Raw genomic sequence first — 25,528 nt, 5'->3', positions numbered from 1 at the left:
CTGCGCATTTAAAGCTGACCGATGCTTCAATTCCGGTAGAAGTGAACCTGCCGAAATGGGATGAGCCAGCTCAACGCTACTGCCCGGCGGGTGTGTATGAAATTATGGAAAATGATGATGGTTCAAAACGCTTCCAGATTAATGCAGCCAACTGTGTACACTGCAAGACCTGTGACATTAAAGATCCATCCCAGAATATCACCTGGGTAACACCGGAAGGTGGCGGTGGTCCGAATTATCCGAATATGTAAGGTAATTCTGGTGAATAAAAGGCATGTTCCTTTTATTCATATACCCAACCTTGAAGCCGTTATTGTTAACACTTCACTTTAATTTTTTAGGTAATCCCAGTTCCCCAGGGAGCTGGGATTAATAAATCACAAAACATGCTTTCAACCGCTATGGATGACGCTCAAAAAATGGCTTAGCGCCCCCCCTAAACCATTTTCAAGATTCATGATTTAACTCGCTACAAACTTGGCACGGGCTGCATGCAGTTTTTTGTAACTTTCGATCAGACGTAAATGACGATCCAGTCCTTTAAGCTGCATATTGGTTTCGCTTAGGCCATGGAAACGTACTGTACCCTCGACTGAACTCATAACTGCATCCATATGGGCATCACCAAACATACGGCGGAAGTTATAGGCGTAGTCTTCCAGTTCTAGTTCATCATCGAGAATAACTTCAAGCACCACATTCATGCACTGGTAGAACAGGCCGCGTTCAACCGTATTGGTATTGTATTGCAGGAACTGCTCCACCAGATCTTTGGCTTCTTCAAACTGCTGTAGCGCCAGATAAATCAGCAATTTCAATTCCAGAATCGTTAACTGGCCCCATTCGGTATTTTCATCAAACTCAATCCCGATTAAGGTGCGGATTTCGGTATAGTCATCCAGTTCACACTCTTCCAGACGCTCTACTAGCGCCTCCAGTTGTTCATTATCCAGACGATGCAGGTTGAGAATGTCTTCACGGTACTGCAAGGCCTTGTTGGTATTATCCCAAACCAGATCTTCAACCAGATACACTTCCGAATAACCCGGCACCAGAATGCGACAAGCCGTTGCACCAAGATGCTGGTAGATGGCCATATAGACTTCATGACCCATATCTTCCAGAATGCTGAATAATGCCTGGGCTTCATCCGCATTCGAGTTTTGGCCATTATTGGTAAAGTCCCATTCGACAAAATCATAATCTGACTTTGCACTAAAGAAATGCCAAGACACTACACCGCTGGAGTCAATAAAATGCTCGACAAAGTTATTTGGCTCAGTCACGGCATTGCTGCTGAAAGTGGGTTGTGGCAGATCATTTAAGCCTTCAAAACTACGGCCTTGCAACAGCTCAGTCAGGCTACGTTCTAAAGCTACTTCAAAGTTTGGATGAGCCCCAAATGAAGCAAATACCCCACCCGTGCGCGGATTCATCAAGGTCACACTCATTACCGGGAACTGACCGCCTAAAGACGCATCTTTTACCAGTACCGGGAAACCTTGTTCCTCTAAAGCTTGAATACCTGCCACAATTTTTGGATATTTTGCCAATACATGTTCCGGCACATCCGGCAGGGCCAATTCCCCTTGCAGAATTTCACGTTTAACCGCACGTTCAAAGATTTCAGACAGGCACTGAACTTGAGCTTCAGCCAAGGTATTGCCAGCACTCATACCATTACTTAAATACAGGTTTTCAATCAGATTGGATGGAAAATATACGGTTTCACCATCAGACTGTCGCACAAATGGCAATGAACAGATACCACGTGCCATATTCCCGGAGTTGGTATCATAAAGATGGATGCCTAAAAGCTCATCTTCAGGATCATAAATTTCACGGGTATGTTCATCTAAAATTTCTACAGGTAGTTCGCCATTCGGACCTGGCTGGAACCACTTCTCGTCAGGATAATGCACAAATTCGGCATTGGCAATTTCCTCACCCCAGAACTGGTCATTGTAGAAAAAGTTACAGTTGAGACGTTCAATGAACTCACCCAATGCTGACGCCAGTGCGCTTTCCTTGGTCGATCCCTTACCATTGGTAAAGCACATTGGCGACTGCGCATCACGAATATGCAATGACCAGACATTCGGCACAATATTGCGCCAAGATGCAATTTCAATCTTCATGCCGAGACCGGCCAGAATGGCAGACATATTGGCAATAGTTTCTTCCAGCGGCAGGTCTTTACCCGCAATGAACGTCGTATGGTCAGAAGCCAGACTTGGCATCAATAAGGCTTGAGCATCGGCATCAATGCTTTCCACTTCTTCAATGATAAATTCAGGGCCGGTTTGAATGACTTTTTTTACCGTACAGCGGTCAATTGAACGTAAAATACCTTGGCGATCTTTATCAGAAATATCGGTCGGCAGTTCAATCTGAATTTTAAAAATCTGTTTATAGCGGTTTTCCGGATCGACAATATTGTTTTGTGACAGGCGGATATTGTCGGTCGGAATATTCCGCGCCGCGCAGTACACTTTCACAAAATAAGCAGCGCAAAGTGCCGATGAGGCCAGAAAATAATCGAATGGACCCGGCGCTGAGCCATCACCTTTATAACGGATCGGCTGATCAGCGATTACCGTGAAGTCATCAAACTTGGCTTCCTGGCGAAGATTATTGAGATAATTGACCTTAATTTCCATGTGGATACCTAATATTCTTATGTGCCGTCATGGACAAATAAGATGCTAAATCTGAATATACAAGCCGGATCACAGAGGAGAACTTGAATGAAAAATAGAAAATGGTCAGCATGAGACATCTGCATCTATGGTTTAGATGAACCCTGACCCGAATGGACGCTATTATAGAATTATTTTATAAAATTGATAATATTTGTCTGAATTTCTGCCCGATTTAAAGGAGCTTGATTCCTTATTCACCTGTTCGCAGGGCAAATCATCCGGGAAATGAATGATCTGATGATTCACCTGCTCCTATACACTGTGCGTAATCACCCCCGTCCGTTGTCTGGTCTTTATCCAGTTATTGAAATTAAAAAAACTATTTACTTAAAATTTCATAGAAAGTATGACGCAACCACTGATGGCTAATCTTATGATGACAAGAAGCATGCCAATACTGTTTTACTGAATAGGTCGGAAAAGCAATGGGCGCATTAAAAATTTTCAAATTACCGCGAGACAAGAGTACTTCACTTAAATAATACGGCACGGTTGCAATGGCATCAGTCTCTTGTACCACCAGACCCACGCCTAAGTAGCTCGGCAAACGCATCAAAATATCGCGTTTTAACTCCAGACGGAGTAACTCATTTTCAATATGGTAATGCCCCATGCCTGCATCAATATCAATATGAGTTTCATGTAAATACTCTTCCGTGGTCAGGGTGTCACCCGTTAGCCGTGGATGGTCTTTGGCTGCAATCACCACATAGTATTGTTCAAACAGCTTCTGCTGATAAAAACCATTTTCAAAATTAGGCAAAAAGCCCAAAGCCAGATCAATTTCGCCATTGGCCATCTGATAACTGGTTTCTGAAGTAATGGGGCGTACATTCAGCCGAATATGAGAAGCATGCTGTTTGAGATATTGGGAAATTTTTGGCAAGAGTACCAGATGTGATACATCGGTCATGGCCAGCGTAAACTGTTGCTGCGAAGTGGCCTGATCAAAATCAATGGTAAAATTATTGATGGCCTCCACTTTACTCAGTGCTTCACTAACCAAAGGAAACAGCTGCTTAGACAACTCGGTCGGTAGCATTTCATTGCCAATACGCAGAAACAGAGGGTCACTATAATGCTGGCGAACTTTATTGAGTAAATTGCTGACCGCTGGCTGGCTCATTTCCAGATGTTCGGCTGCCTGTGAGACATTTTTGAATTTATATACATAATAAAAAATACTGAGTAATTTACAGTCAAGTTCAAACACAACAACATATTCCCTTTTACTTTTGCATCATTTGGCATGCGAATTATCCATATTGTTTTATCCACTGCCATTATCGAAATATAACACTTTTACACCCGCCATACCCTCCATTCCAATACGAAGGCAAGTAAAAAATACTTTTCCTTCTGATGTTTTTTTAATATTTTTTCAAAATAGCCAAGCTGGATTTTTTTTGAAGCGATCAAAAAAATCAGGACTCCTGTTATATACTCTGCCGCACACAATAAGCTGTAAAAAATTGGGGGAAACGTCAAATGTTCCGGGGCAAAAAGCTGGTCTGCTTTGATTTGGATGGCACTCTGATTGATTCTGTCGGCATCTGGAATCAGGTAGATGCTGCCCTGATTCAGGAACTTTCTCATGTGCAGGTCGGTTTAAGCCAAATTCAGCAGCAACGCGATCAACAACTGAAAGCTTTTAAACATTCGCTTGATCCTTATCTGGAATATTGTGACTATTTAAAAGAACTTTATGGCTTTAATCTTAGCAAAGAAGAGGTAAAATCACGCCGTTATCATATTTCACAGCATTTTCTTGATCACGTGATTGAGCTGAAACCGCATGCAGAAACCTTGATTTCCACCCTGAAACAGCAAGGGCTACATATCGCGTTAACCACAACTACCAGCTTATCCAATATTCAGCGCTATCAGGAAAATAATCAGAATATTAATCGCAAACTTAGTTTTGAACATGATTTTTCTATGATCTGGACGCGAGAAAATGTCGAGAATATTAAGCCGCATCCAGAAGTCTATTTGAATGCACTCAAGCATTTTAAACTTTCTGCTCAGGACTGTGTAATTATTGAAGATTCTTTGGTAGGTGTTGAAGCTGCCAATCAAGCCGGTATTGATGTCATCGCAATTTATGATCAATATTCTGCTCATGAAATCGACTTGATTAAAGCCAAAGCTGATTATTATGTAGAAGATTTTGCAGCACTACTACGTTTAGTGAGTTAAAAGTATTTAGTTGTGATCTAAGCTGACCTACCCACTAAAAAGTAAAGATTAACTCTTGGCTACTAGCTAGCCTATTGCACATCGTGGCTGTTATGCGAATTCAAAAAATCGGAGCGTGTAGCTGCCATTTTTACTAATTTTAAGTATTTTGAACTGTCAGCTTTCAACCTAAAGTATTAATTACACGATTGATGGTATTAGAATGAGGTGCTGAATCTTGACACAGAACTTGATAGAGCTTCTCTGCCCATACGAGAACTTTAAGTTTGGCGTGATAACTATGATTGATAAACTATAATAGATAGCCCTAGTCTTAATCTCCAATTCTAATGAAAAAAATCCTCAATAAACCATCCAAATCTATTGAGGAGTATCCAGAGGGATAAACAGTAAAAGTATCTAAATTATTTGATCAGTTTATTCTTTAAATCATTCCAGCCTGATTGCAGAATCTGGATTTTTTCTACCATCTGCTTATTCCATTCCTGAGGCAGCGAGCATTTTGCCAGACCGATCCAAACCGTTGAAAACTGTTTGATGAAGCTGGCTTCATTATAATGAATCCCATATTCTGCACAGAGCGCTTTAATTTTCGGAGCAACTTCGGCATAGCGATTGGCAGGCATATCGGGGAATAAGTGATGCTCAATTTGATGGCTCAAATTACCACTTAATATATGCAACCAGGCAGCACCGCTAAAATTACTAGATCCCCGGATCTGGCGTAAATACCATTCAGCCCGGGTTTCCTTCTCGACACTATCGATTTCAAATTCAAAGGTTTCTGCATCTTCGGTAAAGTGACCATTAAAAATGACCGCTGAGGCCCATAAGTTACGAATGATATTGGCGACAGCATTTCCGGTAAAAACAGGAAGCGCATTCGGCCCCGCAATCAGCGGAAAAAATACATAATCTTTCACGATTTGACGGCGCATTTTCTGGCGTAGGGGCGCAGCTTCTTCCCATACCTGTGTCCAAGTTTTGGTTTTATAGACAATCACCTCTTCCAGATGTAGACGCTGCACGCCCACATACCATTCAAAAAAGACCATCAGTTGCATTGCCACTGGAATATTAAACAGGAAGCGCGGTTCCCATTTCTGGGATTCACTGACACGAATCAGACCATAACCTACATCATGATCCATCCCGACGATATTGGTATACGTATGATGCATATAATTATGGGTATACTTCCAGTCATCTCCGGTCGCAATGGTATCCCAGTCATAATTGGCACCAATCAAGCTCGGATCGTTCATCCAGTCGAACTGACCATGCATGACATTATGGCCCAGCTCCATATTCTCCACAATTTTAGAAATACCCAATAAACCCGTGCCTAATAGCCACACGGGCGGCAACCATCCAGCCAACATCAACATGCCACGCGAAGTAATTTCGCTATAACGGATAAAATTCCGGATTTTATAAATATACTCTGCGTCTTTTTCACCCAAGTCATCCATGACCTGACGGCGGATTGCATCCACCTTGCCCCCAAACTCTTCAACCTGTTCAAGACTGAGAAATTGGGATTTGCTGTGTTTGTTAAAATTAACCGATAGATTCATGAACGGACCTTTTTATTTATTTGTTTAATTGTGGTTATAAGTTAATCACCACAGGACTAACCGCCTGTGAAATACAAAGTTTAATCTGGGTGTTGTGAGCGTGATCAAGTTCACCGGTTAATATATTGCGTACCGAACCACTCACTTTGGTACAGGAGCAGGTATTACAAATGCCCCTACGACACCCATGTGCAGGCTTGAGCCCGGCCTGCTCTGCACTTTCCAGCAAATTAGAATCAGCTTGAAACGCTTGTTGAGACCTTAAAAATTGTACTGGCTGTGCCTTTACTTTTTTATCCGTGATCAGCTGGAAGTATTCAGTATGAAAATGCGGCTGGAGGTCAAATTTAGCTACTATTCTAAGTGCTGCTTTCATCATGCTGTCTGAACCGCAAGCATAGATTTCACGTTTTTCAAAATCAGGCACTCGCTTTCGTAGCAAAGTCTGATTCAAATGCTGTGCATGTTCGAGGGTATTAAAATGATGATATTCGAAGTTGGGATGCATCAAAGCCAGCGTTTTGAGCTCGGCATGAAAAGCATTGTCACGGGTAAAATAAATCAGGTCGATTGGTTCGAGTGACTGCACTACGGCTTTTTGCAAAAGTGAATAAATTGCGGTAATGCCACTGCCAGAGGCCAAAAACAACAAAGGTCTGTCAGAATCACCCAAAGTGAAATTACCCTGAGCTTGAGAAAGCTCAATAACCGCACCCAGCTGCATCAGACTCAGCGCACGTGATACTTTGCCTTGCTGTCGAACTGCAATCAGAATATCACCATTGGTTAAAATTGTCACAATAGAATAATGACGCTGATGGTGAATCCCATCCAGTGCTACTGTCACCGCAATATGCTGGCCAGCTTGAAACAGTCGTCCTTTAAAGTTGCGGTTTGGACGTAATTGAATCTTGAAAAAATCCGGACTGACTGCCTGGATCTTAATGACCTCAGCTTTGACTCTTTTTAGTGCCCAGGTCGGATGTATTTTTTCACCTATGAAGTCAATAAAGTCTTCACGTACCCAATGCGGCCGGTAGGTGGTTATATTTGTCATTTTTATTCCCTTAATCCGTAGGTGTTTATTAATATACAATCGTCTATTTATTATGTGGTTCAGGATAAAAAGTTTTGAGTTTCAAACCATATCAATGCAGGACAAATTATGGGCTGAGAATCCATGATGAGGTTTTTTGTAGGACAATATTGCATAGAAAAGCTGATTTAGCTCGTTTGAAGTCCAATAAATACCTTGCTTGTATAAAGCTTGTTTTAAAAACCAATAAAAAAAACCGGCCTGAATCCAGACCGGTTTTGGTTTTTTATATTTCCTCAACGTGAAAGATCAGCGCCTTTTTTTCTTAACTTGGCACTTGTTCTTGTTCCGTCAGGATAGAACCATAAGATTCACGTAAATCCTTTTTCAGCATTTTTCCAGTTCCACTCAGTGGAATACTATCTGCAAAAATAACCTTATCCGGAATCTGCCATTTGGCAATCTTGTCATCATAATAATCGAGAAGTTCCGTTTCACTGATTCGGCTTTCAGGTTTTTTCACCACAATCAAAACCGGGCGCTCATCCCATTTCGGATGTTGTGCTGCAATCACAGCAGCCATCGCAACTTCCGGATGACCCATGGCAATATTTTCCAGTTCGACTGAAGAAATCCACTCCCCGCCCGACTTGATTAAATCCTTCGCACGGTCACAAAGGGTCATAAAGCCATCTTCATTTAAAGTGGCAATATCACCGGTATCGAACCAGCCATCTGTGGTCAGTGCAGATTCATCCTTGCCAAAATAATGATCAATAATCCAGTGACCTTTAATTTGCAGATTCCCAACGGTTTTGCCATCCCGGGCAATTTCGTGGGTGCCTTTCTCTTCATCCGTCAAGCGCAGATCTACACCAAAAGGTGGACGACCTTGCGATAAACGCACTTTCAGACATTCTTCCTCTGACAGATTAAGATGTTTGGTTTTAATCTGATTCGCGCTACCGAGCGGACTGGTCTCGGTCATTCCCCAAGCATGAATGGTTTCACAATCAAATTGTTCTTTAAAGACTTTCAACATGGCGGGTGGACAGGCTGAACCGCCCACCACATTGCGTTTCAGGCTTTCCAGCTTTGAACCAGATTGCTGGGCAGCGGCAATCAGCCCCTGCCAGATGGTAGGCACACCGAGTGCAACGGAGACTTTGTAAGTATCAATCATATTGACCAGGCTCGCTCCATCTAGGCCAGGTCCTGGCAAGACTAAGGTACATCCCACCATCGCAGCAGCATATGGCGTTCCCCAAGCATTCACATGGAACATCGGCACAACCGGTAGCATGATGTCACGTGCAGAGACATTTAAAGAATCAGGCAGGCTGATGGCATAACTATGCAAGGTGGTAGAGCGATGGCTATACAATACGCCTTTCGGATTTCCCGTGGTTCCCGAGGTATAACAGAGTGAACTGGCAATATTTTCATCCAGCTCAGGCCAGCTGAATTCTGCACTTTGCTGGGCAATAAGGGAGTCATAAAACTGGACTTCTGGCAATGCTTCAGTTATTGCCGGATCTTCGGCATCCAGACAGATATATTGCTCCACGGTTTTTAATAACGGCTTAATGGCCTTGATCAAAGGAGCAAAGGTTTTATCAAAGAGCAGAACGCGGTCCGCAGCATCATTAATAATAAAAACCAGCTGTTCTGGAAACAAACGCGGATTAATCGTGTGGCAGACCAGACCACTTCCTGAAATGGCATACCAAGACTCTAGGTGACGGTGGTTGTTCCAGGCAATTGTTGCAACACGATCACTCAGTTCTAAGCCAAACTGCATTAAAACATTGGCAAAACGTTTTGAATTTTGTCGAATTTCTCCCCAGTTGGTAATCGTTATACTGGTATCGGTATTTTTGGAAATCACTTCAGTGTCGGCATGATAACGCCCGGCATGTTCAATCATGCTACTGATCAATAAAGGCTGAAACATCATATTTCCCAGCATTTCACACTCCCGTTTCATTTTTATTAGTCCATGTTTTATTTGTTTTCTTAGCCTGACAGTATAGGACTGACTGAAAAAAAATCAGTCAGTTCCGGTCATCATGCCCACTGAATTTAACAGGGAATGGCTCAGGTGTGATTGTCAAATTGTGACAAATTAATAGAAGTGACTGGGACGTACAGCAAATCAATCAAAGTCATTCAAAGAGCTAATAAACAAATCTAATCTCCTGAGTCTTCTAGCTTTCTACACAGTTTGTACTTTGAGTTTGGCTTTGCACATAGAGAGCTGTTATATCAGTCTAGATTCATGCAAATTTGGGCTTAACCGGTTAAAAAAGCAGTAATAACAATCAGAATGGTATAGGCTTATTGAAGCACTTAAGCCTTAACGAAACCTGGCAATTTAATTCTATGCTGATACAACTCGATATTTCTAGTGAATAAGCCCGTTAATAGAGCCTCCCTTATCCTCCAAATGCACGCATCAAATGTATTTCATATTCTCATGATGAAAATTTTAAGGCAGTTTCGGCATCATTTGAAAAATCAAGAAATAGATAAAAAAGTTTTATCAAGAGCCAAAAAAGCACTGCAGTACAGATCATTTGGAAAAAATAAAACGCGGATGAATCCATCCGCGTTTTTATCAGTTGAATAACTTCAGTTTAAAAGTAGCTTAGAAGTTGTAAACGGCAACCGCATTAATTCGGTTATCTTCACCTTTGGTGCTGCCATTTGACGCTGAAGCTACAGCTTCACGTTCACCATAGACATATTCCAGACCAAAACTTAGAGTCTTCGTCGGACTATAGAAGACATTGGCCCACGCCTGCCAGAGGTCTTTATTGATTTTGGTTTTATCTGTAACACTCTGCACATAATTAGCATCTTGATCGAAGGTCATATAACCATAACCTAAAGTGCCACGTAATTTGTCATTAAACTGCTGAGTCAGGCCGACAGTAATTGAGTCAAATTCGCTTTGATAAAGGTTTCCACCTGCTGCAACGACACCCGGGTTAGCATAAGAGACAAAACTGCTGTCGCCTTTTACATGGTAATAATCCGCTTTTACAGTCGTTCCTGGCATAACATCATATTTTGCGCCCAGCCCCACGCCCCATGCGGTTTCTTCCTGCTCGTTAATACGCTTTTCATGGCCCATGGCACGTGCGCTTACTGCAAAATTATCTGCCAGTTTATGGTTTAAACGTGCAGTTAAAGCAGGTAAACGTTGCTGAATAGAGCTGTCTTTTGGATCTTCTACTGCAACAACCAGATTGGTAGCCGGGCTAAACGTCGTAGTATGGCGAACCTGCGGTGTACGTTTTACCGCTCCCCCTGCATAAGCCAAAGCATCTACAGTTTCCGGCATATAATCAGGGAGTGCAAAGTTTGACCAGGTTTGCCCGATCAACCAGTTCGCATAGCTAATATAGGCATGCCGAATACGCAGGTTATCCAAGTTCGCTCCACCCAGGAAGTCGACTTCAAGTTTACCGCTAAGGGCATTGTCCCCGGCACCTACAGGTGCTTTAAAGTCCATTCCTAAACGTGTAGCAGCTAAAGTCGATCTGAGACGATCGCTATTTTCACCATTACCTTCAAGTGGTACCGCATTAATCTGGTTATAAGGCATATCCTTAGCACCACCTTCTACCTGATAAGAAGCATCGGCACGAATATTTCCATAAAGATTAAATTCGGCGCCGCTGGCAATTCTCATCACCGGGCTTGTTGCAGCTTTGGCGGGTACTGGCGGGAGGGGTGCAACAGGTGTTTGCACTGCCGTTGCAATCTGCTGAGTTTGGGCTTTCTGCTGTTCAATCATGCTACGTAAAGCTTGCACTTCTTGGCGTAGCTGCTCAATTTCCTGTTGGTTTGCCTGCGCTGTGGTTTGCGCTTGGGTCGATAGACTGATGCCCCCTAGACTCACAGCGATCATGCTCATCAATACTGTACGTTTCAATGTAATTGTTGGTTGGTTAAATAATGCAGCTGTGTTCATCCTAAACTCACTTTTTTTATTGTCCGATCGGATTCTAGCAATAGACCGCCAAGGCTTGCGATGGCGATCTATATCATTGAGGAAATTACACTTTTCAACTATTTCAAAATGATGGGTTGGCTTTTTTCGATGTTGAATCCGCTTCTAGCCCAGATGCTGCAAGGCTTTTACCATCGACGGAGTATTTTAAATTGACCAGGAAAATTGCCATCGCAGCGATTAGGCCAGGAATCGCAATTGCAAAGAAGTTCATTTGGTGAGGCAGGTTCATGGTCAATAAAGCACCTGTTAAAACCGGTCCAACGATAGCACCGATGCGGCCTATACCCGATGCCCAGCCCATTCCTGTAGAGCGTACAGTAGACGGATAGTACTGTGCGACGAAAGTATAAAGCAGGATTTGTGCACCGATGGTGGCGGCACCTGCCACGGCAATCAAGGTATATAAAACAAATTGTGGACTGTTATAACCTAGCAGGATCAGGGCTGTTGCACCACCGAGGAACATAATGGTCAGTACTGTCTTGATATGGAAACGGTCAGCCAGATAGCCACCGCCAATTGCACCGATCATTCCCCCAATATTCAGGGCAAACAGGAAGATCATACTCGCGCCTAGCGAATAACCTGCCTGAATCATGAGTTTCGGCAACCAGCTGCCTAGGGCATAAACCATCAATAAACACATGAAAAAAGCCAGCCAGAACATAAAGGTACTGAAACTGCGACCGTGCTGGAACAGTGCTTTTAATGGGGCTTCATCGCCTTTTTGTACTTCACTCAATACAAATTCAGTATCTTGGCCAATCACTTGGGTTGGAGAGATTTTCTGAATAATACTGTGTGCCTCAGCAGTTTGCTTTTTGTTGGTCAGATACATCAAGGATTCTGGTAGATACCGCCATAACACTGGCAAAATCAGCAGTGGAATACCCGCAAGATAGAACATGATTTTCCAGCCAAACTGAGGAACCAGCCAGGCACCTAACAGAGCTGATGTCATACCACCAATGGCATAGCCACTAAACATTAAAGCAACCAGCGTGCTACGGATACGTTTTGGTGCGTATTCTGTCATCAATGCCACTACGTTGGGCATGACTCCACCAATCCCGAGACCTGCAATAAAACGTAAAATACCAAATTCAACCGGTGTGGTGGCAAAAGCGCCCATAAAGGTAAAACCACTAAAAATTGCCACACAGATCATAATGGTCTTTTTACGGCCGAGCTTATCTGACAGGGTTCCAAAAGTCATGGCACCAAACATCATCCCGAACAGTGCGGTACTGGCCAGCATTCCTGCCTGCACTGCGGTCAATGCCCATTCCTGCATTAAAAGTGGTAATGCGACCCCATAAATGACCAAGTCATAACCATCAAAAATAATGATCAGCAAACACCAGATCAGTACTCCCCAGTGAAAAGGCGTAAACTTCGCTTCATCGATGAGTGTATTTATATTCACTTTATTCGTAGACATCTCCACCTCCTAACTGTGAAGTTCAATGAATGAGGCTCACAATGCAGAAGATAGGAAAAAATGTCCAAAACTGAATAGGCATGCTTCCATACCTATAAAGTCTACTGTTATCCAAGTGGTTTATTTTATTAAAGAATATATTTAAAAAAGAAAAACATAAGTCTCTGTGAGCAGACAGGTTTCATTTGCAATCCTTTATCATAAACAACTCAGGCTGCATATTTTCAAAATACTGAACGGTCATAGGAGATAGCCTCAAGGTCATAGACCTGATAAACCGAATCGAATAGATGACGGATATATTCACTTTCATCCATATTGCGGATTGCCATAAATACTGGACTGACGGCCAAATGGTCGAGTATGGGTATAAAGTTCAGATGAGCCAGTTTAATATTCTTGGCACTTTCTGGTGTAATGCATATTCCTTCCCCTGCTGCCACAAAACCCAGGGCAAGCTGTAGTTCACGTACAGTCCGTATGTTTTTAGGCTCTAATCCATATTCAGAGAAGATCCCCAGAGTCTGGCTGGCAAAGTTGGCTTTACCGCTATTGGGATATAAAAACAGAGGCTGTTCTACCAGTTCAGATAAATACACCCCTTCTTGCTGTGCCAAGGGGTGACTGGTATGTGCTGCCATCACCAGACGTTCTTCACGCAGTAACATTCGTTTAACCGCAGGATCGGAAATTCTCAACCGTCCGAATCCTACATCAATACGCCCTTCTTTCAGCGCCTGAATCTGTTCATAGGTATTCATTTCCATCATCTCAATCTTGAGATAAGGATGCTGCTGTTTAAATAAAAACAGAATTCGTGATAGCAAACCGAATAATAAAGAACCGACAAAACCAATAGTAATGCTGCGGTCTGCAATTCCAATGCGTCGCGTCATGGACTTGATTTCTTCTGCATTAGACAAAAGTTTAACGGCATGCTGATAGAAAAACTGGCCGGCTTCCGTGGTCTTGAGTGGACGGCTACCGCGCTCAAATAGCTGAATATCAAGCTCTTGCTCTAAGTTCTGGATTTGCCGGCTTAAAGGTGGCTGAGCAATAAATAGTTTCTCTGCCGCTTTGGTAAAGCTTTGCTCTTCTACTACCGCAACAAAGTAGCGTAAATGTCTAAGTTCCATCCCAAAACAATACCTTTAAAGTATAAGAAAATGCCAAATCGATCTTCGACTGATCGAAACTATTCCTTTAAGGTATATTAAGTTAATGCATGAAAGCAAGAATGTGAACCGTAATTATGTATAAATCAGTTGAAACCTTGCTGTTGCAAATTCCCACCATCCGCCCACATAAGATGGCGGTGGCCACCATGCAAACCCAGACTTTGGTACTTGTCAAAATTACCACAGAAGACGGTTATGTGGGTTGGGGCGAAGCAACGACCATTGGTGGATTGGGTTATGGGGATGAAAGTCCGGAAAGTGTCAAAGTGAATATTGATACTTATTTCACCCCGCTTTTAAAAGCGCTATCCGGTTTAAATGTTGCTCAGACCTTACAAGCAATTAAAAAGAATATTAATGGCAACCGTTTTGCGAAATGTGCCATTCAAACTGCCCTGCTGGATATTCAGGCGCAGCGTTTAGGCTTACCGCTTTCAGAAGTTTTAGGGGGCCGTTTACGCGACAGTGTGCCGGTACTGTGGGTATTGGCTTCTGGCGATACCGAAAAAGATATTACAGAAGCAAAAAAAATGATTGCGGCAAAACGCCACAATATTTTCAAGCTAAAAATTGGTTCACGCCCGGTTGAAGAAGATGTTGAGCATGTGCTGGCCATTAAACGCGCCTTAGGCAAAGACATCTCGGTCCGTGTGGATGTGAACCGCGCCTGGTCCGAACTGGAGGCCATTAAAGGTATTCAGCTGCTTCAGGATGGTGGCGTAGACCTTATCGAACAGCCTTGTGCAATTGCTAATCTGGGGGCAATGCAACGCCTGACCCGCCGTTTTGACATCGCCATCATGGCAGACGAGTCGCTGATGGGGCCGCAATCTGCCTATCAGATTGCCACGCAGAATGGCGCTTCAGTTTTTGCCGTCAAGATCGCCCAGTCAGGTGGTCTGATTGAAGGTTGTGAGGTCGGCACCATTGCACAGCTTGCAGGTATTGATCTGTACGGCGGTACCATGCTGGAAGGTCCGGTGGGAACCATTGCCTCTGCACATGTGTTCTCTACCTTTAAGAATCTGGCCTATGCAACTGAGCTGTTTGGCCCGCTCTTACTGACCGAAGACATTTTAAAAACCCCACTCAATTATCAAAACTTTGAACTTCAGCTTCCCAAAGGCCCAGGTCTGGGAATTGAGCTGGATGACAACAAGATTGACAACTTACGTCGTCAATAATTCAAGGAGAAACCCATGCTTTTCCATGTACGGATGGACGTGAATATTCCACAAGATATGCCAGTGGAACAGGCCAATGAAATTAAAGCGGTAGAAAAAGCCTATTCTCAGGACTTACAGCGTCAAGGGAAATGGCGTCATATCTGGCGTATTAGTGGCCAATATTCAAATATCAGTATTTTTGATGTAGAGAACAATGAAGAGCTGCACAACCTGTTACAAGGTTTGCCCCTTTATCCCTATATGAAGATTGAAGTGATGCCCTTGAACCGTCATCCGTCTTCGGTTCGTGATGATGACCGCTGAGCAGACCTTTTAACACGGGAGTTACCGGATTTTGCCTCTAATCCACACAATAGAGAGCGACTCCACAAGGATTGTGGCCAGCAAGATTTAGCCAGCCGAACGCAAGCTAAAAACATGGGCCACCCAAATATAAAAAACATACTTAAGGAGCACTAGTATGAACCGCCAAGAAATTGATGCGCTAGTAAAGAAAATGAATGTCGATACAGCGACAGGTCCAGTAGATGAGCGTGTACAGCAAATTGTTGTGCGTTTATTGGGGGACCTTTTCCAGGCAATTGAAGATCTGGACATTTCCCAGTCAGAACTCTGGAAAGGTCTTGAATATTTTACCGATGCAGGACAGGCCAATGAATTAGGCTTACTGGCTGCAGGATTGGGGCTGGAACATTATTTAGATCTTCGTGCTGATGCTGCAGATGCAAAAGCAGGCATTACAGGGGGGACGCCACGTACCATCGAAGGTCCTTTATATGTGGCAGGTGCGCCAGAATCAGTTGGTTTTGCCCGCATGGATGATGGCTCCGAGGAAGGCAAAATTCCAACGCTGATCATTGAAGGTACGGTCACCGACACGCAAGGCAACCTGATTGAAGGTGCCAAGGTTGAAATCTGGCATGCCAACAGCTTAGGCAATTACTCTTTCTTTGATAAGTCACAATCTGACTTTAACCTGCGCCGTTCTATTTTCACGGATCAGGACGGTAAATATGTGGCACTTACCACCATGCCGGTCGGTTATGGCTGTCCCCCAGAAGGTACGACCCAGTTTGTACTGAACAAATTAGGCCGTCACGGTAACCGCCCTTCACACGTACATTATTTTGTATCTGCACCGGGCTATCGCAAGTTAACCACGCAGTTCAACATCGAAGGTGATCAATACCTGTGGGATGACTTTGCCTTTGCAACACGTGATGGCCTGGTCGCTACAGCAGTTGATGTTACCGATGAAGCTGAAATCGCACGTCGTGGTTTAAACGGCCCTTTCAAACACATTCAATTCAATATTGAACTTGTGAAAGATCAAGCTGCTGCGCCTAGCACTGACGTTGAACGTCGCCGCGCAAGCGCATAATTCCCTATGGAATCGGGATGAGAGTCTAAGAACGACATCCCGATGACTTACCCTGTTTGGAAAGTCGGAGACTGGACATGCCTCGTATTCCTGTAATTAACACCAGCCATTTAGACCGTATTGATGAATTACTGGTCGATGATTTTGAATCCGGTGAATTTAAACTCCACCGTTCGGTCTTTACAGACCAAGCCATGTTTGACCTGGAGATGAAATACATCTTTGAAGGCAACTGGGTCTATCTGGCACATGAAAGCCAGATTCCGAACAACAATGACTATTACACCACCTATATTGGTCGTCAGCCGATTATTATTGCGCGTAACCGCCAGGGTGAGCTGAATGCCATGATTAATGCCTGTTCACACCGTGGTGCACAGCTGTGTCGTCATAAAAAAGGCAACAAGGCGACTTACAGCTGCCCTTTCCACGGCTGGACATTTAACAACTCTGGCAAACTTTTAAAAGTAAAAGATCCGACAGATGCCGGCTATTCAGACTGCTTCAACCAGGACGGCTCACATGACCTGAAAAAAGTAGCCCGTTTTGAAAGTTACAAAGGCTTTCTGTTTGGCAGCTTAAACCCGGATGTGCCAAGTCTGGAAGAATTCTTGGGTGAAACCACCAAAATTATTGACATGATTGTAGACCAGTCAGATCAAGGCTTAGAAGTTTTACGCGGCTCTTCGACCTATACCTATGATGGTAACTGGAAGCTGACTGCTGAAAATGGTGCGGATGGTTATCATGTATCTGCAGTGCACTGGAACTATGCGGCCACTACCCAGCAGCGTAAAGAAAAAGAAGCCGGTGATAACATTCGTGCCATGAGCGCCGGTGCATGGGGCAAACAAGGTGGCGGTTGTTATGGCTTTGAACATGGCCATATGCTGCTGTGGACACAATGGGCCAACCCAGAAGACCGTCCAAACTTTGCCAAGCAGGATGAATATACCGAGAAATACGGTGAAGCGATGGCGAAATGGATGATCGAGCGTTCACGTAACCTGTGTATTTATCCGAACGTTTATTTCATGGACCAGTTTGGCTCACAAATTCGTGTATTGCGCCCGATCTCTGTCAATAAGACCGAAGTCACCATTTACTGTATCGGCCCTATCGGCGAAGCGCCGGAAGCCCGTACTCGCCGTATCCGTCAATATGAAGACTTTTTTAACGCATCCGGCATGGCGACTCCAGATGACCTGGAAGAATTCCGCGCCTGTCAGGCGGGTTATGCCGGTATCGCGCTGGAATGGAACGACATGTGCCGTGGTTCCAAACACTGGATTCAAGGCCCAGATGATGCAGCCAATGAAATTGGCTTAAAACCAAAACTGTCCGGAATCAAGACTGAAGATGAAGGTCTGTATCTGGCCCAGCACCAGTACTGGTTAGAGTTGATGAAAAAAGGCATTGCAGCTGAAAAAGAACTGGCAGCGCAGACTGAAGGAGAAACCGTATGAGCGACATCAGTTTAGAAAATATTGCCCAGTTTCTTTATCAGGAAGCCCGCTTTTTAGATGACAAGCAATGGGATGACTGGCTGAACTGTTATGCACCTACTGCATCTTTCTGGATGCCGGCATGGGATGACGATGACAGCTTGACTGTAGATCCACAGTCTGAAATTTCCTTGATCTACTATCCGGACCGTCAAGGTCTGGAAGACCGGGTCTTCCGTATCAAGACGGAACGTTCATCGGCCACCATACCGGACACCCGGACCAGCCATAACATCAACAATATTGAAGTTGTGGAACGCGACGGTGACAAGGTTACTGTACGTTTTAACTGGAATACCTTGAGCTTCCGCTACAAGACCAATTATAGCTACTTCGGCATGTCACGTTATGTGATCGATTTTTCGGGTGAACAACCAAAAATTTTAAGCAAATACGTGGTACTGAAAAACGACTACATCAACCAGGTCGTCGACATTTATCACCTGTAAGACTGCCTGCACAGCCAGGTATCACCTTTCAGCCAGATGGAAAATTGGCTGAAAGGTTTAGTTTCAAAGATTTATATAGGATATTCAGCCATGTCAAACCACAATATTGCACTTCAATTTGAAGATGGCGTGACACGCTTTATTAGCGTTGCCCAAGGTGAAACCTTGTCGGATGCAGCTTACCGTCAAAAGATTAATATTCCTTTGGACTGCCGTGACGGAGCATGCGGAACATGCCGTGCCTTTTGTGAATCAGGTGCGTATGACATGCCGGAAGAAACTTATATTGAAGATGCATTAACGCCGGAAGAAGCTGAACAGGGTTATATTCTGGCCTGCCAATGCAAGCCGACTTCAGATGCTGTGTTCCAGATTCAGGCATCTTCAGAAGTCTGCAAAACTACCATCCATGCTTTTCAGGGCACCCTGGCACGTGTAGACAACCTGTCGGAATCTACCATTACCTTTGATGTTCAGCTCGATGAAGGTCAACCGGACATTCATTTTCTGGCAGGTCAATATGTCAATGTAACGATTCCGGGTACAACAGAAACCCGTTCTTATTCATTCAGCTCTAAACCGGGTAACCGTTTAACCGGCTTTGTGGTGCGCAACGTACCCAATGGCAAAATGAGTGAATTCTTGAGTAAGAATGCCACCGCGGGCGATAAAATCACCTTTGCCGGTCCATTCGGTAGTTTTTACTTACGCCCTGTGACCCGTCCAGTATTGATGTTGGCTGGTGGTACCGGGATCGCTCCATTCCTGTCGATGCTGCAAGTATTAGAAGAAAAAGGCTCAGAACAACCTGTCCGTCTGGTCTTTGGGGTGACCAATGATTTTGACCTGGTGGCCCTTGAAAAGTTAAATGAACTGCAAGAAAAATGCCCTTGGTTTGAATATCGCACAGTGGTTGCAAGTCCGGAATCGGCACATAAGCGTAAAGGCTATGTCACGGGTCATATCGAAAATGAATGGTTAAATGACGGCGATGTCGATATTTATTTATGTGGGCCGGTGCCTATGGTTGAAGCGGTCAGAAGCTGGCTAGACACAGAAGGCATAAAGCCTGCGAATTTCCTGTTTGAAAAATTTTCTGCGAATTAATAAAAGGAAGTTTTCCATGTCAGCACGTCAAAGATTTTTAAACAGAGTTGTGATTGTCACAGGCGCCGCCCAGGGTATTGGTCATGGGGTGGCTTTGCAAGCAGCCCGCGAAGGTGCACAAGTAGTCTTGGCTGATTTTTCCGATTATGTCGAAGAAACACTGGCTGAAATCGAAGCTTTTCAGGGTGATGCCATTGTTGTCAAAGCCGACCTGGAAACCTATGCCGGCGCTCAGGCCGTTGTGGCCAAAGCCATCGAAGTCTATGGCCGTGTAGATGTGCTCATTAACAATGTGGGGGGTGCCATCTGGATGAAGCCCTTCGTTGAGTTCTCACCTGAAGAAATTGAAAAAGAAGTCAGCCGCTCATTATTTCCGACGCTATGGTGCTGCCATGCAGTATTACCTGAGATGCTGAAACATAAGGAGGGCGTGATTGTGAATGTCTCTTCCATTGCAACCTGCGGTATCAATCGTATTCCTTACTCGGCCTCCAAAGGTGGAGTCAATGCACTAACCCGATCACTGGCATTTTGCCATTCCAAAGATGGTATTCGTGTGAATGCCGTTGCAACCGGTGGAACTGAAGCACCACCACGCAAAATCCCTCGTAACAGTAAGGCGTTATCAGAGCAGGAAAAATTCTGGATGCAGGAAGTAGTCGACCAGACGATTGACCGCACTTTTATGGGGCGTTACGGAACGATTCTGGAGCAGGTCAATGCCATTTTATTTCTGGCCTCTGATGATGCTTCATATATTACTGGAACGGTTGTGCCTGTAGGCGGTGGCGATCTGGGTTAACCAGATTATCTGAACGTTTACGGGATCATTGAATGCAAGGAGGCAAATCGCAATGGGAACCCTAGTTAAAACATTAAAAAATGACTGGTCTATTTCAGCCACTGTTGCAGGATTTTTAGCAGTGCTGATTTCCTATGCCGGCCCCATGATTATCTTCTTTCAGGCCGCCCAACAGGCTGACGTTTCATCCAGCATGATGGCCTCATGGATCTGGGGCAGTTCAATTGGGGCAGCCATCACCGGTATTATTTTATCCATCAAATTTAAAGTCCCGGTGATTACCGCCTGGTCCGCTCCGGGTACAGCTTTACTGGTTGCCCTGTTTCCAGGGATTACTCTCAATGAAATGGTGGCGGCTTATATTAGCTCAGCCATCATTATTTTTATCATTGGGGTCACCGGATCATTTGACCGGCTTTTAAAAGCCATTCCTCAAGGACTGGCTGCCGGCATGATGGCCGGTATTCTCTTTCAATTCGGGATCGGATTATTTAAAGCAACCGACAGCATGCCTTATGTGGTCTTTGGCATGCTGCTGTGCTTTTTACTGGCCAAACGCTTTTCTCCCCGCTATGCCATTATTTGGGTTCTGATTGCAGGCATTAGCCTCAGTTTTATCTTTGGGAAGATCAATCCGGTTGCCATGAGTTTTTCATTGGCTATTCCGGAGCTGATCATGCCGCAATGGACCTGGTCATCCACTTTAAACCTGGCCCTGCCTTTGACCATTGTCAGTCTGACAGGACAGTTTTTACCGGGGATGGCCATTTTAAAGCTCAGTGGATATGACATGCCGGCCAAACCGATCCTGAGTCTGGCCAGTATTGTTTCTGTAGGCGTGGCGATTGTGGGCGGGATTACGATTGTACTCGCTGCGATTACCGCCGCGCTGTGTACCGGTAAAGATGCCCACGAACTCAAGGAAAAGCGTTATATCGCCGGTATTGCCAACGGCATTTTTTACATTTTAGGCGGTTTGTTTGCAGGCAGTATTGTCATGCTGTTCAGCATCTTGCCCAAAGAACTGGTTGCGGCTCTTGCAGGACTGGCTCTACTTGGCGCGATTGCCACTAATATTTCCACAGCAATGCACAATGAATCACAACGTGATTCGGCATTAATTACCTTTATGGCCACCGCATCAGGCATGAGTTTTTTAGGGCTCAGTTCCGTCTTCTGGGGCATTTGTATCGGTATTGTGGCACATGTGATTTTAACCAAACGCACTGGCCAGACTGTTGCTGTGACGGGCACTCAAACCCAGCGTTAATGACCATTTGTTGAATTAGGAAATATTATGATTGATAAATCATCTGCTTTAACCGAAGCACTTGCACAAATTAAGGATGGCTCAACCGTCATGATCGGTGGCTTTGGTACAGCAGGTCAGCCTGCTGAACTGATTGATGGTCTGATCGAATTGGGCATCAAGGACCTGATTATTGTCAATAACAATGCCGGAAATGGTGATTATGGTTTGGCTAAGCTGCTCAAATCTGGTGCTGTTCGTAAAATTATCTGTTCTTTCCCGCGTCAATCCGACTCCTGGGTCTTTGATGAGCTGTACCGTGCCGGAAAGATTGAACTGGAACTGGTACCGCAGGGCAATCTGGCTTGCCGTATTCAGGCGGCTGGCATGGGCTTAGGACCTATTTATACCCCCACCGGTTTCGGTACTTTGCTGGCTGAAGGCAAACCGACCCTCAACTATGAAGGCAAAGACTATGTACTGGAAAATCCGATCAAGGCAGATTTTGCCCTGATCAAAGCGTCTCAAGGCGATCGCTGGGGCAATCTGGTATACCGTAAATCTGCCCGTAACTTTGGCCCGATCATGGCGATGGCAGCCGATGTCACCATCGCCCAGGTTTCTGAAGTGGTTGAACTCGGTGCCCTGGACCCGGAGCACATTATTACCCCGGGGATTTTTGTTCAACACGTGGTTCAGGTTCAACCTGCACAGTAATTGCAGCTAAGGAGAGAGGATTCATGAGCTATATCAAACTGACCCGTGACCAGATTGCCGAGCGTGTGGCACAAGACATTCCAGATGGCGCCTATGTCAATCTGGGCATTGGCCTGCCGACTAAAATTGCCAGCTACCTGCCTGACGATAAAGACGTCTTTCTGCATTCGGAAAATGGCCTGCTGGCGTTCGGCCCGCCTCCTGCGGAAAAAGACCGTGATCCGGAGCTGATTAATGCCGGTAAAGAATACGTCACCATGCTCACCGGAGGCAGCTTTTTCCATCACGGTGATTCATTCGCCATGATGCGGGGCGGTCATCTGGATATTGCAGTACTTGGAGCTTTCCAAGTGGCTGAAAATGGAGATTTGGCCAACTGGCATACCGGCGCACCAGATGCGATTCCAGCCGTTGGCGGTGCAATGGATTTGGCTGTGGGCGCCAAAAAAGTCTTTATCACTACTGATCATGTCACCAAAAATGGGGAAGCTAAGATTGTGGCTGAGCTGAGCTATCCGGCAACCGGTCTGAAATGTGTAGACCGCATTTATACTGACCTCTGCATCATTGATATAACTGCGGATGGCATGAAAGTGGTCGAAAAAGTAGAAGGTTTGTCATTTGCAGAATTACAGTCGATGACGGGTGCAACGCTGATTGATGCGACTCGGGGTTAAGAACTTTAGCAAATTCAAACCCCATTCTAAAAGATACCTGAGGTTCCTTCTCCCTCTGGGAGAAGGCTAGGATGAGGGAAAATTTAACAAACCTCTCCCTAACCCTCTCCAATAAAGTAGAGGGAACTTTATAAAGAAGAGATTAGATATGAAAAACGCATATATTATCGATGCCATTCGTACCCCATTTGGCCGTTATGCTGGTGGTCTCGCGCCTGTTCGTGCAGATGACTTGGGCGCATTACCGATCAAAGCCCTCATGGAACGTAATCCATCCGTCAACTGGGAACAGCTAGATGATGTCATCTATGGCTGCGCCAACCAGGCGGGTGAAGATAACCGTAACGTGGGCCGTATGTCAGCCTTGCTGGCCGGTTTGCCTTATCAAGTCCCTGCCACCACTGTCAACCGTCTGTGTGGCTCGTCGCTGGATGCAGTCGCCCTGGCAGCACGTGCAATTAAAGCCGGTGAAGCCAACCTGATAGTTGCTGGTGGGGTAGAATCTATGTCGCGCGCGCCCTTTGTAATGGGCAAATCTGAAACCGCCTATGGCCGTAGCCAGAACATTGAAGATACCACCATGGGCTGGCGTTTTATCAATCCAAAACTCAAAGCATTATATGGTGTTGAAACCATGCCGCAAACGGCGGAAAACGTCGCGCAACAGTTCAACATTAACCGTGAAGATCAGGACCGTTTTGCCCTGACCAGTCAGCAGCGCACAGCGGCAGCACAAGCCAAAGGCTTCTTTACTCATGAAATTATTCCGGTGGTCATTCCACAGCGTAAAGGCGATCCGGTTGTCGTGAATCAGGATGAACACCCACGTGCTTCAACCACGGCAGAGGCGTTGGCCAAACTGAAACCTGTGGTCAAAGCAGACGGAACCATCACCGCCGGTAATGCCTCAGGGATTAATGATGGTGCGGCTGCACTGTTAATTGCCTCGGATGAAGCAATGGCACAACACGGCTTAAAAGCACGGGCCAAAATTATTGGCTCAACTGTCGTAGGGGTTGAACCGCGCATCATGGGGTTTGGTCCTGCACCTGCGATCAAAAAGCTGCTCACTCAAACCGGTCTGACTCTAGAGCAGATGGATGTGATTGAGTTAAACGAAGCTTTTGCAGCTCAGGCTCTGGCCTGCACCCGTGACCTGGGCCTTGCAGATGGCTCGGAGAAAGTTAACCCGAATGGTGGTGCGATTGCCTTGGGTCATCCACTCGGTGCATCCGGTGCGCGTCTGGTTACTACGGCCTTAAATCAGCTGGAACAGAGCGGTGGACAATATGCCCTCTGCGCCATGTGTATTGGGGTGGGTCAAGGTATCGCTTTAATTATTGAGCGTGTTTAAATAAAGAATTCTTCCTCAGCTCCCTTTGATAAAACAAGAGGGTTTAGGACCTACAAAGGAATATTTCATGCCAACATTTACATCAAATGATGCACAGATCAATTATCAGACTTTTGGCGATGCCACCAAGCCTGCGCTGGTTTTTTCCAATTCGTTGGGTACTAAATTCAGTATGTGGCAGCCACAAATTGAATTTTTTCAAAAAGATTATTTTGTGGTGTGTTATGACACTCGCGGTCATGGAGGCTCAACAGCACCACAAGGCCCCTATCAACTTGATCAGTTAGGTCAAGACGTCATCCATTTACTGGATCATCTGAATATCCAGAAAGCCGCTTTTTGCGGTATTTCTATGGGTGGGCTAACCGGGCAATGGTTGGCAATTAATCACCCTGAACGTTTTAATCACGTGATTGTGGCCAATACAGCCGCGAAGATCGGTCAGGAGCAAGCCTGGCTGGAACGTGCGGCCTTGGTTCGTGCACAAGGTCTGGCACCGATCGCATCCACTGCCGCATCACGCTGGTTTACTGAACCCTTTATCCAAAGCAACGCAGCAATTGTGGCAGAACTTTCAAACGACCTTGGAGCTGGCAGCCCGGAAGGTTATGCAAGCTGCTGTGAAGCTTTGGCTAAAGCGGATTTACGTGAGCAAATCAAATCAGTTTTGGTACCGGTACTGATTGTGGCAGGTCAGCAAGATCCGGTTACCACAGTGGCAGACGCTCAGGCCATGCAACACAGTATCGTCAATAGCCAGCTCTGTGAAATCAATGCCTCACATATTTCCAGTGTAGAGCAAGCTGAAGCCTTTAATCAGGCAGTTCAGGCATTTCTTGCTGCTTAAACGCATTATTGTCTTGTCCTGAAATAGATTGACAGTATTCCACTTCAAACCGAGTTATGCAATTAGCTCGGTTTTAGTTTGCTCATACGTCTGATTCGG

At 45.0% G+C, this 25,528-nt stretch carries 22 protein-coding genes; 14 read left to right on the top strand and 8 right to left on the bottom strand.

The genetic code is table 11. The features are described 5' to 3' along the window. The coding region (locus tag NI461_RS12280; RefSeq protein ID WP_253157419.1) for a 4Fe-4S dicluster domain-containing protein at positions 1 to 251 on the top strand (251 nt) is incomplete at its 5' end. Positions 252 to 461: 210 nt separating this feature from the next. Here NI461_RS12280 and NI461_RS12275 read toward each other — a convergent pair. Then, positions 462 to 2,660 carry an OsmC domain/YcaO domain-containing protein gene (locus tag NI461_RS12275; protein WP_174659849.1) on the bottom strand — a complete coding sequence of 733 codons (2,199 nt, stop codon included), beginning with the start codon at positions 2,658 to 2,660 and terminating at the stop codon, positions 462 to 464. A gap of 361 nt (positions 2,661 to 3,021) precedes the next feature. Next, positions 3,022 to 3,915: a LysR family transcriptional regulator gene (locus tag NI461_RS12270; RefSeq protein ID WP_151206343.1), complete on the bottom strand. Its 894-nt coding sequence runs from the start codon at positions 3,913 to 3,915 to the stop codon at positions 3,022 to 3,024. Between the two features lie 275 nt (positions 3,916 to 4,190). On the opposite strand from NI461_RS12270, the gene NI461_RS12265 reads away from it, so the two are divergent. Further along, positions 4,191 to 4,901, top strand: coding sequence for an HAD family phosphatase (locus tag NI461_RS12265; RefSeq protein ID WP_174659848.1), 711 nt, complete (start codon positions 4,191 to 4,193; stop codon positions 4,899 to 4,901). Positions 4,902 to 5,305: 404 nt separating this feature from the next. Here NI461_RS12265 and NI461_RS12260 read toward each other — a convergent pair whose 3' ends face one another. The 6 genes from NI461_RS12260 to NI461_RS12235 form a co-directional block, all read right to left on the bottom strand. Beyond that, on the bottom strand, positions 5,306 to 6,478 hold the full coding sequence (locus tag NI461_RS12260; protein WP_174659847.1) for an acyl-CoA desaturase: 1,173 nt from the start codon (positions 6,476 to 6,478) through the stop codon (positions 5,306 to 5,308). A 34-nt stretch (positions 6,479 to 6,512) separates the two neighbouring features. Further along, the gene (locus NI461_RS12255; RefSeq protein WP_174659846.1) at positions 6,513 to 7,535 is read right to left on the bottom strand and encodes an FAD-binding oxidoreductase; all 1,023 of its coding nucleotides are present in this window, start codon (positions 7,533 to 7,535) and stop codon (positions 6,513 to 6,515) included. Positions 7,536 to 7,839: 304 nt separating this feature from the next. Then, positions 7,840 to 9,483, bottom strand: a complete 1,644-nt coding sequence (locus tag NI461_RS12250) for a long-chain-fatty-acid--CoA ligase (protein WP_174659845.1) — start codon at positions 9,481 to 9,483, stop codon at positions 7,840 to 7,842. Between the two features lie 678 nt (positions 9,484 to 10,161). Next, positions 10,162 to 11,493, bottom strand: coding sequence for a DcaP family trimeric outer membrane transporter (locus NI461_RS12245; protein WP_174659844.1), 1,332 nt, complete (start codon positions 11,491 to 11,493; stop codon positions 10,162 to 10,164). A 103-nt stretch (positions 11,494 to 11,596) separates the two neighbouring features. Further along, positions 11,597 to 12,976: an MFS transporter gene (locus NI461_RS12240; RefSeq protein ID WP_174659843.1), complete on the bottom strand. Its 1,380-nt coding sequence runs from the start codon at positions 12,974 to 12,976 to the stop codon at positions 11,597 to 11,599. A 224-nt stretch (positions 12,977 to 13,200) separates the two neighbouring features. After that, positions 13,201 to 14,112: a LysR family transcriptional regulator gene (locus NI461_RS12235; RefSeq protein ID WP_151203413.1), complete on the bottom strand. Its 912-nt coding sequence runs from the start codon at positions 14,110 to 14,112 to the stop codon at positions 13,201 to 13,203. Between the two features lie 116 nt (positions 14,113 to 14,228). Between NI461_RS12235 and NI461_RS12230 the strand changes: the two genes are divergently transcribed. From NI461_RS12230 to pcaD, 12 genes are all read left to right on the top strand, one after another. Continuing rightward, positions 14,229 to 15,338 (top strand): muconate/chloromuconate family cycloisomerase, encoded by a 1,110-nt coding sequence (locus NI461_RS12230; RefSeq protein WP_174659842.1) that lies wholly within the window; start codon positions 14,229 to 14,231, stop codon positions 15,336 to 15,338. A gap of 15 nt (positions 15,339 to 15,353) precedes the next feature. Then, positions 15,354 to 15,644 (top strand): muconolactone Delta-isomerase, encoded by a 291-nt coding sequence (gene catC / locus NI461_RS12225; protein ID WP_174659841.1) that lies wholly within the window; start codon positions 15,354 to 15,356, stop codon positions 15,642 to 15,644. Positions 15,645 to 15,801: 157 nt separating this feature from the next. Beyond that, the gene (catA, locus tag NI461_RS12220; protein ID WP_174659840.1) at positions 15,802 to 16,722 is read left to right on the top strand and encodes a catechol 1,2-dioxygenase; all 921 of its coding nucleotides are present in this window, start codon (positions 15,802 to 15,804) and stop codon (positions 16,720 to 16,722) included. A 77-nt stretch (positions 16,723 to 16,799) separates the two neighbouring features. Then, entirely contained in the window at positions 16,800 to 18,188 is a 1,389-nt protein-coding gene (benA, locus tag NI461_RS12215; protein WP_174659839.1) for a benzoate 1,2-dioxygenase large subunit, read from the top strand. After that, positions 18,185 to 18,676, top strand: a complete 492-nt coding sequence (gene benB / locus NI461_RS12210) for a benzoate 1,2-dioxygenase small subunit (RefSeq protein ID WP_151206351.1) — start codon at positions 18,185 to 18,187, stop codon at positions 18,674 to 18,676. The genes benA and benB overlap by 4 nt, the downstream gene beginning before the upstream one ends. A gap of 90 nt (positions 18,677 to 18,766) precedes the next feature. Further along, the gene (gene benC, locus NI461_RS12205; RefSeq protein WP_174659838.1) at positions 18,767 to 19,783 is read left to right on the top strand and encodes a benzoate 1,2-dioxygenase electron transfer component BenC; all 1,017 of its coding nucleotides are present in this window, start codon (positions 18,767 to 18,769) and stop codon (positions 19,781 to 19,783) included. A gap of 16 nt (positions 19,784 to 19,799) precedes the next feature. After that, complete coding sequence (gene benD, locus NI461_RS12200; protein ID WP_174659837.1) at positions 19,800 to 20,585, top strand: benzoate diol dehydrogenase BenD; 786 nt, start codon at positions 19,800 to 19,802, stop codon at positions 20,583 to 20,585. 52 nt (positions 20,586 to 20,637) lie between these two features. Continuing rightward, complete coding sequence (gene benE, locus NI461_RS12195) at positions 20,638 to 21,855, top strand: benzoate/H(+) symporter BenE (protein WP_174659836.1); 1,218 nt, start codon at positions 20,638 to 20,640, stop codon at positions 21,853 to 21,855. A gap of 27 nt (positions 21,856 to 21,882) precedes the next feature. Then, complete coding sequence (locus NI461_RS12190) at positions 21,883 to 22,551, top strand: 3-oxoacid CoA-transferase subunit A (RefSeq protein WP_151203404.1); 669 nt, start codon at positions 21,883 to 21,885, stop codon at positions 22,549 to 22,551. Between the two features lie 23 nt (positions 22,552 to 22,574). Beyond that, positions 22,575 to 23,228 carry a 3-oxoacid CoA-transferase subunit B gene (locus NI461_RS12185; protein WP_174659835.1) on the top strand — a complete coding sequence of 218 codons (654 nt, stop codon included), beginning with the start codon at positions 22,575 to 22,577 and terminating at the stop codon, positions 23,226 to 23,228. A gap of 148 nt (positions 23,229 to 23,376) precedes the next feature. After that, on the top strand, positions 23,377 to 24,582 hold the full coding sequence (gene pcaF, locus NI461_RS12180) for a 3-oxoadipyl-CoA thiolase (RefSeq protein ID WP_174659834.1): 1,206 nt from the start codon (positions 23,377 to 23,379) through the stop codon (positions 24,580 to 24,582). Between the two features lie 67 nt (positions 24,583 to 24,649). Next, complete coding sequence (pcaD, locus tag NI461_RS12175; protein ID WP_174659833.1) at positions 24,650 to 25,429, top strand: 3-oxoadipate enol-lactonase; 780 nt, start codon at positions 24,650 to 24,652, stop codon at positions 25,427 to 25,429. The last annotated feature ends 99 nt before the right edge of the window (positions 25,430 to 25,528 follow it).

It is taken from the genome of Acinetobacter sp. S4400-12, from assembly GCF_024129495.1.
Taxonomy (GTDB): Bacteria; Pseudomonadota; Gammaproteobacteria; order Pseudomonadales; family Moraxellaceae; genus Acinetobacter; species Acinetobacter lwoffii_C.
The sequence above is the reverse complement of the archived record's forward strand: the minus strand, read 5'-3'. Positions and strand labels throughout refer to the sequence as shown.